6 protein-coding genes and 1 pseudogene are annotated in these 12,242 nt (G+C 61.5%); all 7 read right to left on the bottom strand.

The genetic code is table 11. The features are described from left to right. Window positions 1–85 precede the first annotated feature (85 nt). Window positions 86–1,153 carry a uroporphyrinogen decarboxylase gene (gene hemE, locus AC3WP7_RS08595; protein ID WP_093121351.1) on the bottom strand — a complete coding sequence of 356 codons (1,068 nt, stop codon included), beginning with the start codon at window positions 1,151–1,153 and terminating at the stop codon, window positions 86–88. 241 nt (window positions 1,154–1,394) lie between these two features. Beyond that, window positions 1,395–2,813, bottom strand: a complete 1,419-nt coding sequence (locus AC3WP7_RS08590) for an FAD-dependent oxidoreductase (RefSeq protein ID WP_092246428.1) — start codon at window positions 2,811–2,813, stop codon at window positions 1,395–1,397. Between the two features lie 32 nt (window positions 2,814–2,845). Further along, window positions 2,846–7,291 carry a glutamate synthase large subunit gene (gene gltB / locus AC3WP7_RS08585; protein WP_092246425.1) on the bottom strand — a complete coding sequence of 1,482 codons (4,446 nt, stop codon included), beginning with the start codon at window positions 7,289–7,291 and terminating at the stop codon, window positions 2,846–2,848. A 351-nt stretch (window positions 7,292–7,642) separates the two neighbouring features. Then, window positions 7,643–9,202: an SPOR domain-containing protein gene (locus AC3WP7_RS08580; RefSeq protein ID WP_093121355.1), complete on the bottom strand. Its 1,560-nt coding sequence runs from the start codon at window positions 9,200–9,202 to the stop codon at window positions 7,643–7,645. A gap of 10 nt (window positions 9,203–9,212) precedes the next feature. Further along, on the bottom strand, window positions 9,213–10,313 hold the full coding sequence (aroB, locus tag AC3WP7_RS08575; protein ID WP_102591518.1) for a 3-dehydroquinate synthase: 1,101 nt from the start codon (window positions 10,311–10,313) through the stop codon (window positions 9,213–9,215). A gap of 125 nt (window positions 10,314–10,438) precedes the next feature. After that, the gene (gene aroK, locus AC3WP7_RS08570) at window positions 10,439–10,957 is read right to left on the bottom strand and encodes a shikimate kinase AroK (protein ID WP_003171222.1); all 519 of its coding nucleotides are present in this window, start codon (window positions 10,955–10,957) and stop codon (window positions 10,439–10,441) included. Window positions 10,958–10,961: 4 nt separating this feature from the next. After that, window positions 10,962–12,218 (bottom strand): annotated as a pseudogene (locus AC3WP7_RS08565) (type IV pilus secretin PilQ); the annotation flags it as partial. Window positions 12,219–12,242 lie beyond the last annotated feature (24 nt).

Below are 12,242 nucleotides of genomic sequence, written 5' to 3'. Positions count from 1 at the left end.
CCCCGATGAGGGTAGATCAGTCATAGTTGTACTGACTGGTACACCGCCATCGGGGGCAAGCCCCCTCCCACATTCGTTTTGCGTGTTATTCGTGATACTGCGCCGACAGCTCATGCACCGCGCGCAGGAACGCACCCGCATGCTCCGGATTCACTTCCGGGGTGATGCCATGGCCGAGGTTGAACACGTGCCCGGTGCCTTTGCCGTAGCTGGCCAGGATGCGGCCAACTTCGGTGCGGATGGCTTCCGGCTTGGCGTACAGCACGGTCGGGTCCATGTTGCCTTGCAGCGCGACCTGGCCACCAACGCGACGGCGAGCCTCGCCAATGTCGCAGGTCCAGTCCAGGCCCAATGCATCCGCACCAGCGCCGGCAATGCTTTCCAGCCACAGGCCGCCACCTTTGGTGAACAGGATCACTGGCACCTTGCGCCCTTCGTGTTCGCGGATCAGGCCGCTGACGATCTTGCGCATGTAGGCCAGGGAGAACTCCTGGTACGCCGCCGCCGAGAGGTTGCCACCCCAGGTGTCGAAGATCTGCACCGCCTGGGCGCCGGCCATGATCTGGCCGTTGAGGTAGGAGGTGACCGACTGTGCCAGCTTATCCAGCAGCAGGTGCATGGCTTGCGGGTTGTCGTAGAGCATGGCCTTGGTCTTGCGGAAGTCTTTCGACGAGCCGCCTTCGACCATGTAGGTGGCCAGGGTCCAGGGGCTGCCGGAGAAGCCGATCAACGGCACGCGGCCGTTAAGCTCGCGGCGGATGGTGCTGACGGCGTCCATCACGTAACCGAGGTCTTTGTGGGGGTCTGGAATCGGCAGGGCTTCGATATCGGCCAGGGTGCTGACGACTTTCTTGAAACGCGGGCCTTCGCCGGTCTCGAAGTACAGGCCCTGGCCCATGGCGTCAGGGATGGTGAGGATGTCGGAAAAAAGGATGGCCGCGTCCAATTGTGGATAGCGGTCCAGCGGCTGCATCGTGACTTCGCAGGCGAACTCCGGGTTCATGCACAGGCTCATGAAATCGCCGGCGTTGGCACGACTGGCGCGGTATTCCGGCAGGTAGCGACCGGCCTGGCGCATCATCCACACAGGGGTGACGTCCACGGGTTGCTTGAGCAGGGCACGAAGGAAACGGTCGTTCTTGAGGGCAGTCATGTCGGCATCCGCAAAAAAAGTGCGGGCATTTTCTCAGAGCCAGACGCAAAAGGCACGGTATGAGCCGTGCCTTTTGTCTATCGGGTCAATTTGTCGCGGACATGAAAGCGCTACAAAAATAAACGTGGGAGGGGGCTTGCCCCCGATTGCAGTGTGTCAGTCCCAGTATCTGTAACTGAACCACCGCTATCGGGGGCAAGCCCCCTCTCACATTTTTGACCGCATTTCAGCCTGAACGAGATTAGACGTTCAGGTAATCCAGGATCCCTTCGGCGGCATTGCGGCCTTCGAAGATCGCGGTTACCACCAGGTCAGAACCGCGCACCATGTCGCCACCGGCGAAGATCTTCGGGTTGCTGGTCTGGTGCTTGTACTGGCCTTGTTCCGGGGCTACGACGCGGCCCTGGCTGTCGGTCTGGATCTGGAATTGCTCGAACCACGGCGCCGGGCTTGGGCGGAAGCCGAAGGCGATGACCACGGCGTCGGCCGGGATGATCTCTTCGGAACCCGGGATCGGCTCGGGGCTGCGACGGCCACGGGCGTCCGGCTCTCCGAGGCGGGTCTCGACCACCTTCACGCCTTCGACGCGGTCTTCACCGACGATTGCAATCGGCTGGCGGTTGTAGAGGAATTTCACACCTTCTTCTTTGGCGTTCTTCACCTCTTTGCGCGAGCCGGGCATGTTGGCTTCGTCACGGCGATAGGCACAAGTCACCGACTTGGCGCCCTGGCGGATCGAGGTGCGGTTGCAGTCCATCGCGGTGTCACCACCGCCGAGCACCACGACCTTCTTGCCTTTCATGTCGACGAAGTCTTCCGGCGACTTTTCAAAGCCCAGGTTGCGGTTGACGTTGGCGATCAGGAAGTCGAGCGCGTCATAAACGCCCGGCAGGTCCTCACCGGCAAAACCGCCCTTCATGTAGGTGTAGGTGCCCATGCCCATGAACACGGCATCGTATTCTTCGAGCAGTTGCTCCATGGTGATGTCCTTGCCGACTTCGGTATTGAGGCGGAACTCGATACCCATGCCGGTGAACACTTCACGACGGTTACTCAGGACGGTTTTTTCCAGCTTGAACTCGGGGATGCCGAAGGTCAGCAAGCCGCCGATTTCCGGGTTCTTGTCGAACACCACCGGGGTCACGCCGCCACGCACCAGCACGTCGGCACAGCCCAGGCCCGCCGGGCCCGCGCCGATGATCGCGACGCGCTTGCCGGTCGGCTTGACCTTGGACATATCCGGGCGCCAGCCCATGGCGAACGCGGTGTCGGTGATGTACTTCTCCACCGAACCGATGGTCACCGCGCCGAAGCCGTCGTTGAGGGTGCAGGCACCCTCGCACAGACGGTCCTGCGGGCACACCCGGCCGCAGACTTCCGGCAGGGTGTTGGTCTGGTGCGACAGCTCGGCGGCAGCGAGGATATTGCCCTCGGCCACCAACTTGAGCCAGTTGGGAATGAAGTTGTGCACCGGGCACTTCCATTCGCAATACGGGTTACCGCACCCCAGGCAGCGGTGGGCCTGGTCGGCCGAGTGCTGGGGTTTGAAGGGTTCGTAGATTTCCACGAACTCTTTCTTGCGTTGACGCAACAGTTTCTTCTTCGGATCTTTGCGCCCGACATCGATGAACTGGAAGTCGTTATTCAGACGTTCAGCCATGTTAAAACCTCATCAAACTCTTCAGGCGCATATCACTGCGGGTTGGCACGGATGCTGGAAAGCAACGATTTCAGGTTGGCAGCCTTGGGCTTGACCAGCCAGAAACGACGCAGGTAATCATCGAGGTTTTCGGCGAGGTTACGACCCCATTCGCTGCCGGTTTCCTCGACGTACTCGTCCAGCACGTGCTGCAAGTGGTTCCGGTAGGACTCCATGGCTTCGCCGCTGATCCGCTGGATCTCGACCAACTCGTGGTTGACCTTGTCGACGAAGGTGTTGTCCTGGTCGAGCACGTAGGCGAAACCGCCGGTCATGCCCGAACCGAAGTTGTAACCGGTCTTGCCCAGTACCGCGACAAAGCCCCCGGTCATGTACTCGCAGCAGTGATCGCCAGTGCCTTCCACCACGGTGTGGGCACCGGAGTTACGCACGGCGAAACGCTCGCCGGCAGTACCGGCAGCGAACAGCTTGCCACCGGTGGCGCCGTACAAGCAGGTGTTGCCGATGATGGCACTGTCCTGGGTCTTGTACACGCTGCCTTTAGGCGGAACGATCACCAGCTTGCCGCCGGTCATGCCCTTGCCCACGTAGTCGTTGGCGTCGCCTTCCAGGTACATGTGCAGGCCGCCGGCGTTCCACACGCCGAAGCTCTGGCCCGCGGTGCCCTTGAAGCGGAAGGTGATCGGCGCTTTCGCCATGCCCTGGTTACCGTGCTTGCGCGCGATTTCGCCGGAGATGCGTGCACCGATGGAACGGTCGCAGTTGCAGATATCCAGGGCGAACTCGCCACCGCTGGCGTCGTTGATCGAGGAACCGGCCATGTCGACCATCTTCTCGGCCAACAGGCCTTTGTCGAACGGCGGATTACGGTCCACGCCGCAGAACTGCGGTTTGTCGGCCGGGATATGATCGCTGCCCAACAGCGGCGTCAGGTCCAGGTGGTTCTGCTTGGCGGTCTGGCCTTCGAGGACTTCCAGCAGATCGGTACGGCCGATCAGCTCTTCCAGCGAACGCACGCCCAGCCTGGCCAGCCACTCACGGGTCTCTTCGGCGACGTAGGTGAAGAAATTCACCACCATGTCGACGGTGCCGATGTAGTGATCCTTGCGCAGCTTCTCGTTCTGAGTGGCGACACCGGTGGCGCAGTTGTTCAGGTGGCAGATGCGCAGGTACTTGCAGCCCAGGGCGATCATCGGCGCAGTGCCAAAGCCAAAGCTCTCCGCACCGAGGATCGCGGCCTTGATCACGTCGAGGCCGGTTTTCAGGCCGCCGTCGGTCTGCACGCGCACCTTGCCACGCAGGTCGTTGCCGCGCAGGGTCTGGTGGGTTTCGGCCAGGCCGAGTTCCCACGGCGCGCCGGCGTACTTGATGGAAGTCAGCGGCGAAGCGCCGGTGCCGCCGTCGTAGCCAGAGATGGTGATCAGGTCGGCATAGGCCTTGGCCACGCCAGCGGCGATAGTGCCCACGCCGGCTTCCGCCACCAGCTTCACCGAGACCAGCGCCTGCGGGTTGACTTGTTTCAAGTCGAAAATCAGCTGCGACAAGTCTTCGATCGAATAGATGTCGTGGTGCGGCGGCGGCGAGATCAGGGTCACGCCCGGCACTGCATAACGCAGCTTGGCGATCAGACCGTTGACCTTGCCGCCTGGCAGTTGGCCGCCCTCGCCCGGCTTGGCGCCCTGGGCAACTTTAATCTGCAGCACTTCGGCGTTGACCAGGTATTCCGGGGTTACACCGAAACGGCCGGTCGCGACCTGCTTGATTTTCGAGCTCTTGATGGTGCCGTAGCGCGCCGGGTCTTCACCGCCTTCGCCGGAGTTGGAACGCGCCCCCAGGCGGTTCATGGCTTCGGCCAGGGCTTCGTGAGCCTCGGGCGACAACGCGCCCAGGGAGATACCGGCGGAGTCGAAGCGCTTGAGGATCGATTCCAGCGGCTCGACTTCGGCGATGTCCATCGGCGTGTCCAGGGTCTTCACCTTGAACAGGTCACGGATCATCGACACCGGGCGGTTGTCCACCAGGCTCGTGTATTCCTTGAACTTGGCGTAGTCGCCCTGCTGCACGGCGGCTTGCAGGGTGTTGACCACGTCCGGGTTGTACGCGTGGTACTCGCCACCGTGCACGAACTTGAGCAGGCCGCCTTGCTGGATCGGCTTGCGCGCGCTCCAGGCTTCGGCTGCCAGGGCTTTCTGTTCAGCTTCGATATCGACGAAACGTGCGCCCTTGATGCGACTTGGCACGCCCCGGAAGCTCAGCTCGCAGACTTCTTCGGACAGGCCGATGGCTTCGAACAGTTGCGCACCACGATAAGACGTAACGGTGGAGATGCCCATCTTCGACAGGATCTTCAGCAGGCCTTTGGTGATGCCCTTGCGGTAGTTCTTGAACACCTCATAGAGGTCGCCCAGCACTTCACCGGTACGGATCAGGTCACCCAGCACTTCGTACGCAAGGAACGGGTACACCGCCGAGGCGCCGAAACCGATCAGCACCGCAAAGTGATGCGGGTCTCGGGCGGTGGCGGTTTCGACAAGGATGTTGGAGTCGCAACGCAGGCCTTTTTCGGTCAGGCGGTGGTGCACCGCGCCAGTCGCCAGCGAGGCGTGGATCGGCAGCTTGCCCGGCGCGATGTGGCGGTCGGTCAGTACGATCTGGGTACGACCGGCACGCACGGCTTCTTCGGCCTGGTCGGCGACGTTGCGCACCGCGGCTTCAAGGCCGAGGCTCTCGTCGTAGTTCAGGTCGATGATCTGGCGGTCAAAGCCTGGGCGCTCCAGGGTCATCAGCGAGCGCCACTTGGCCGGAGACACGACCGGCGAGCTGAGGATCACGCGGGAGGCGTGCTCAGGCGACTCCTGGAAGATGTTGCGCTCGGCACCGAGGCACACCTCCAGGGACATCACGATAGCTTCGCGCAGCGGGTCGATAGGCGGGTTGGTCACCTGGGCGAACTGCTGGCGGAAATAGTCGTACGGCGTACGCACGCGCTGGGACAGCACGGCCATCGGCGTGTCATCGCCCATGGAGCCAACCGCCTCGTAGCCTTGCTCACCGAGCGGACGCAGCACCTGGTCGCGCTCTTCGAACGTGACCTGGTACATCTTCATGTATTGCTTGAGTTGGTCCACGTCGTAGAACGCCGAACCATGGTCGTTGTCTTCCATAGTCGCCTGGATGCGCAGGGCGTTCTTGCGCAGCCATTGCTTGTACGGGTGACGGGACTTCAAGCGGTTGTCGATGGCGTCGGTGTCGAGGATCTGCCCGGTTTCGGTGTCCACGGCCAGGATCTGGCCCGGCCCCACGCGGCCTTTGGCGATGACGTCTTCGGGCTTGTAGTCCCACACGCCGATTTCCGAAGCCAGGGTGATGAAACCGTTGGTGGTGGTGACCCAACGCGCCGGGCGCAGACCGTTACGGTCGAGCAGGCATACCGCGTACCGACCGTCGGTCATGACCACGCCGGCCGGGCCGTCCCACGGCTCCATGTGCATCGAGTTGTACTCGTAGAATGCACGCAGGTCCGGGTCCATGGTCTCGACGTTCTGCCACGCTGGCGGAATGATCATGCGCACGCCACGGAACAGGTCGATGCCGCCGGTGACCATCAGTTCGAGCATGTTGTCCATGCTGGAGGAGTCGGAACCCACGCGGTTGACCAGCGGGCCGAGCTCTTCCAGGTCCATCAAATCGTTGGCGAACTTGGTGCGACGGGCCACGGCCCAGTTGCGGTTGCCGGTGATGGTGTTGATCTCGCCGTTGTGGGCGAGGAAGCGGAATGGCTGGGCCAGCGGCCATTTCGGCAGGGTGTTGGTGGAGAAGCGCTGGTGGAACACGCAGATTGCGGTCTGCAGGCGCTCATCGCTCAGGTCTGGATAGAAGGCGGTGAGGTCCGCCGGCATCATCAGGCCTTTATAAATGATGGTCTTGTGGGAAAAGCTGCAGATGTAGTGGTCGGTGTCGGCGGCGTTGGCCACGGACGAGCGGCGACGCGACGTGAACAGCTTGATCGCCATGTCCTGGTCGCTCAGGCCGTCCCCGGCGATGAACACTTGCTCGATCTGCGGCAGGCGCTCGAGGGCCAGGCGGCCGAGCACACTGGTGTCGATGGGCACTTTGCGCCAGCCGACGAGTTGCAGGCCGGCAGCCAGGATCTCGCGGTTCATGTTCTCGCGAGCGGCTTCGGCTTTGACCGGGTCCTGGTTGAAAAACACCATGCCCACGGCGTACTGCTTGGGCAGGTCGACCGCAAATTGCTCTTTTGCGACAGCGCGCAGGAACAGGTCGGGCTTTTGAATCAGCAAGCCACAGCCGTCACCGGTCTTGCCGTCGGCGTTGATCCCACCGCGGTGGGTCATGCAGGTCAGGGCCTCGATGGCCGTTTGCAAAAGGGTATGACTGGGCTCGCCCTGCATATGGGCTATCAGGCCGAAACCGCAGTTATCCTTGAATTCATCGGGTTGGTACAGACCTGCTTTCATAGACACTTTCTCACCAGGCTGCCTCTTATTCCGAGGCAAATTTCTTTTCAATTCAACCGGTTACCTTCCACGCCGAACGTACGCCGGCTTAGCGGGGGCAAAAGGGAGGTCATTGTACACACCGACACAGACGCTCACAAATTTAGCGACGAAATGTCGCAAATCTATGTCGCATTTATGAAAGGTTTAAAGCGATATGCTGTGCTAGTCAAAACTTTTTTAATTCTGACCGCTACGACTCAAAAGCCACTGTGACGCAGACACCACAAAGCGCGCGGTCTCTAGAGACAGCACGCACTTGCGGTTTTTTTGAGGTGCCGGGAGGGCGGCCTGGGTAAGGCCGCCGGATCTTCAGCGAGTTGTTGCGAGTTCTTGTTGAACGCTGGCAACAGTGCGAGGCCAAGGTTTACCAGCCTGAACCTTCGCTGGCAAGGCCTTGATGGCAGAATCAGCCGCTGCACGGCTGGAGAAACTGCCATAGGTGATCACGTAGAGAGGCTTGCCGTTGAGCACTTTCTTGAAATAACGGTACTCGCCGCCCTGCTCTTTCACGAACGCCTGGGCGTTGGCTTCGGAGCTGGTGCCGAGGATCTGCACCACGAAGTTGCCGGAAGGCTGGCTGCCATACCAGCCGCTACCTGCAGCACCGGCCTTGGCAACGGTGGCGGCTGGTTTTTCAGCAGGCTTGGCAGCCGGGGCCGGAGCGGGCTTGGCGGCTGGCGCAGGCGCAACCGGTTTGGTCACAGGCGCAGGCTTGGCGGTTGCAACAGTCGGTGCCGGCGTCGGTTTTGCCGCTGGCTGACCGGCTGGCACGCCCGCAGGGGGTGCAGTGGTCGTGACGGTCGGCGGTGTTGCGCTGGAACCTTCCACCGGCACGCCGTCATCACCTTCGGAGATACCACCGGCTTCTTCGGCGAGCGGGCCGCGCATGACGGGTTGGCCAACCATCGGCAGGTTGGTCGGTTGCCCGGAATTGGCGAACTCGACGTTTGGCGTGGGTTTGCCCAGTGGCAACTGCGCCTGTTCGGTTGGCGCGCCGGCCGTGGTCGGTGCCTTGCTGCGGCCTGGAATCAACCAGGCGGCGGCGACAGCGACCACGACAACGGCGGAAATAGCCAATACGTGTTTCTTAGGCATAGAGAACCCCATCTTTGGACGCTTGACCGCTGTGCGGCTGGCAATCATGGCTTCGATCATGGCATCGCGGGCAACCTGGTTGATGGTGCCAGGCCAGCCGTCGGAGCTTTCGTGAATATCAGAGATCTGTTGAGCGGAGAAAAGTTCGATACCCGCGCCCGCGCCTTCCAGGCGTTGAGCCAGGTATTCGCGGGTTTCTTCCTCTTCGTACGGCTGCAGTTCGATGACGTGGAACAGCTCCTGATCACCGCTGATCTGCTCCAGCTCGGCAATCAGCGACGACTCACCAAACAGGAACACGTGGGGACGACCTTCCGGCGTACCGGCCGCCAGCGCCAGCAGCGCTTCGAGGGCGGATTCGTCGAGCTGCTCGGCGTCATCCACCAGCAGGTAGACTTCCTGGCCGGTCAGGCCCAGTTGCACCACTTGCTTGAGGATTGCGTTCGGTTCGGCAGTCGCCACGTCCAGCGCCTGGGCGACCTGGCGCAACACGCCCGCCGCATCACCGGCACCACGGGCCGACACCACCACGCTCTGCACCGACTGCTTGTTAGTGCTGGCCACCAGGGCCTGGCGCAGCAAGGTCTTGCCGCTGCCCAAAGGGCCGGTCACGACCAGCAGCAATTGGCTGTAGCGCGCGAGGTGATGCAACTGGCCGAGCACTGGTTTGCGCTGGGCCGGGAAAAATTTGAAACCAGGCACCCGTGGAGCAAAAGGGTCGTGGCTTAACTGGTAATGGCCGAGGAACGCCTCGTCGGCATGCAAACTAGTCATCGGGATCTTATTAACCTTTAAGCTGGGCCAGGGCGCGGTAATCCGCTCCCAGCGTGGCCTGTAAAATCTCTTTCGGATAATCGTCGGTCACCACCGCTTCGCCCATGTGGCGCAGCAGCACCAGTCGCAGTCGACCGTCGATCACTTTCTTGTCTATTGCCATATGTTCGAGGAAATCTGCCTCGGTCATCTCTTCAGGCGGAATCACCGGCAAACCGGCGCGCTGGAACAGGCGGATGCCACGGTCACGCTCCTGGGCACTGATCCAGCCCAGGCGCTGCGACATCTCCAGTGCCATCACTGTGCCAGCCGCCACGGCCTCTCCATGCAACCACACACCATAGCCCATGTGGGTTTCGATCGCATGGCCGAAGGTGTGACCCAGGTTCAAGGTGGCCCGTACGCCGGACTCCCGTTCGTCGGCATTCACCACGAGTGCCTTGGCGCCACAGGAGCGGGAAATGGCTTCGGTGAGGGCCGCCTGGTCGAGATTGCGCAAGGCGTCGACGTGCTCTTCCAGCCAGGTCAGGAAAGGTTCGTCGCAGATCAGCCCGTACTTGATGACTTCCGCCAGACCCGCCGACAGCTCACGCGGCGGCAAGGTGTTGAGAGTCGCGGTATCGATCAGCACGGCTTGGGGCTGGTAGAACGCGCCGACCATGTTCTTGCCCAGCGGATGGTTGATGCCGGTCTTGCCGCCCACCGACGAATCCACCTGGGACAACAGGGTGGTCGGCACCTGGATAAAGTCCACGCCACGCTGGTAGCAGGCCGCTGCAAAGCCGGCCATGTCGCCGATGACACCGCCGCCCAGGGCGATCACGGTGGTGCGGCGGTCATGACGTGCAGTCAGCAGGCCATCAAAGATCAGTTGCAGGGTTTCCCAGTTCTTATGGGCCTCGCCGTCGGGCAGGATCACAGAAATAACGGAGTACGCCGCGAGGCTGCGGCTCAGACGCTCAAGATACAGCGGCGCGACCGTTTCATTGGAGATGATCGCCACTTGCCGCCCGGCAATATGCGGTGCGAGCAACTCGGGCTGGTCCAACAGACCTTCGCCAATATGGATCGGGTAGCTGCGCTCGCCTAGATCGACCTTAAGTGTCTGCATGTGTCCCCGCGTTGAAGATGTATTGACGACCGGTAACGTCAAACGCTGACGCTGCCTGATGGCTCTACGCCACACCTTGGGAGGTGTTGGCGCGCCGCCGAGAATAGCGCATTTCGGGCCTGGCTTTAACGGGGTGGCAGCCGTTGCAGGCGCTCAAGAATGTCGAGGACCACCATCCGGGGTGGCCGCTCATCGGTTTCTACCACCAGATCGGCAATTTCCCGATACAGCGGATCGCGCAGCGCCAGCAAATCCCGCAGGGTTTTCTCCGGGTTGGCCGTGCGCAGCAACGGGCGATTGCGATCACGGGCGGTACGGCCCACTTGCTGCTCGACCGACGCATGCAGGTAGACCACCCGGCCACCGGCATGCAGCGCGCGGCGGTTCTCGTCACGCATCACCGCGCCCCCACCCGTCGCCAATACCACGCCATCGCAGCCGCACAGCTCGGCAATCATCGCCTGCTCGCGATCACGAAAGCCCAGTTCGCCTTCCTTATCGAAGATCCATGGGATATTGGCACCCGTGCGCAATTCAATTTCCTTGTCGGAATCTTTGAACGGCAGGCGCAGCTCTTTGGCCAGCAAACGGCCGATGGTGCTTTTTCCAGCGCCCATCGGTCCTACAAGAATCAAATTTCGCACAGAATCAACGACTCACAGCAATCGCCTGGTTATTCATAATACGCGGAGTCAGGAATACCAGCAGCTCGGATTTTTTCTCCGCCAGCACATCGCGCCGGAAAAGGCGGCCAAGATACGGCACATCGCCCAAAAATGGCACTTTATCTACCACTTTGCTTTGGGTATTGGAGAAAACCCCGCCGATGACGATGGTCTCGCCATCCTTGACCAGCACCTTGGCATTGACCTCGTTTTTCTTGATCGGCGGCACGTCGTTGAGTTTATTGAGATAGTCGGGCTCATCCTTGGTGACTTTCACCTCCATGATCACGCGGTCGTCAGGAGTGATTTGCGGGGTGACCTCCAGCGACAGCGAGGCTTCCTTGAACGACACCGAGGTCGCGCCGCTGGAGCTGGATTCCTGATAGGGAATCTCGGTGCCCTTGAGGATGCGTGCGGTTTCCTTGTCGGACGTGACCACCTTGGGTTGCGAGACGATTTCGCCGTTACCGGTTTTCTCCATGGCGGTGAGCTCCAGGTCCAGCAGCAGGTTGTCGGTGATAAAGGCGATGCCCAAGCCCGAGGTGCCGTTGAGTGTTCCCAAGTCCACGAAAGGTGAACTGGGTGGGTTTTCCGGCGGCTCCGCGCCTTCAGGCAGAGGTTTGGGAATGCCACCCGCGCTCCAGTTGCCGCGAGCGAGCCGCCCACCCCAGCGCGCGCCCAGGCTTTTGTCATAATCGACATTCGCCTCGACAATCCGCGCCTCGATCATGACCTGGCGCACCGGCACATCCAGCTGCGCCACGATCCTGCGCAGTTCCTCCAGCCGCTCGCCAGTCTGATAGGCGATGATGTTGTTGGTGCGATCATCCACCGCCACCGAGCCACGCTCATCGGTGACGCCCTCAAGGCCCGTGAATGACTGAAACAACTTGGCCAGGTCCGCCGCCTTGGCGTAATTGACCTGCAACAGCTCCCGACGCAACGGCGCCAGTTCGGCCATTTGCTTGCGCGACTCCAGCGTCAGCAGCTCACGCGCGGCCAACTCCTCGGCGGGCGCGACCAGCAACACACCGGCCTTTACCCGCTTATCCAGGCCCTTGGCTTGCAGCACCAGGTCCAACGCCTGATCCCAAGGTACATCCTTTAGACGCAGGGTGATCGAGCCCTGCACATCGTCGCTGGCAACCAGATTGAGGCCCGCCACATCGGCAATCTGCTGCAGCGCGGTGCGCAACTCGATGCTCTGGAAGTTGAGGTTCAGCTTGTCGCCGGTGTAAGCGCTCGACGTGGCGCTGCCAGGCGG

This window comes from Pseudomonas sp. FW305-3-2-15-C-LB1 (assembly GCF_058787615.1).
This window is presented reverse-complemented; position numbering and strand designations above follow the sequence as displayed.